The sequence below is a fragment of the Flavobacterium sp. MR2016-29 genome, from assembly GCF_015350695.1.
Taxonomy (GTDB): domain Bacteria; phylum Bacteroidota; class Bacteroidia; order Flavobacteriales; family Flavobacteriaceae; genus Flavobacterium.
The window spans coordinates 1-366 of record NZ_JADKPU010000027.1 but is presented as its reverse complement, the minus strand read 5'-3'; the positions used below and the strand labels follow the sequence as shown (position 1 = coordinate 366).

Annotated in this window: 1 protein-coding gene; it reads left to right on the top strand. The window is 47.3% G+C overall.

Annotated elements, in window-relative coordinates:
- Positions 1-366, top strand: a 366-nt coding sequence (locus IR010_RS20020; RefSeq protein ID WP_194606143.1) for an Ig-like domain-containing protein, incomplete at both ends; no start/stop codon positions are given.

Genomic DNA, 366 nt, shown 5'->3' with positions numbered 1-366 from the left:
GCTCTGGATACAGATGCTGACGGAGATGCTTTGACAATCACTTCAATCAACGGAACAGCTCTAACGGGCGGAGTTCAGACCATCGCTGTGCCGAACGGAACAGTAAGCATCTCGGCTTCGGGCATAATTACTTTTACTCCGGTTTTGAACTTCAACTCCGCCACTGCTGTAAGTTTTCCTTATGTGATCAGCGACGGACACGGCGGAACTGCCACGGCAAATCAGCTTATCACAGTTACTTCAGTAAATGATGCTCCGGTTGCCAATAACGATACAAAAACAACAAACGAGGACACGGCAGTTACAATCGACGTAACAGCAAATGATACTGATGCTGACGGAACAATCAACAAGGCAACAGTAGAC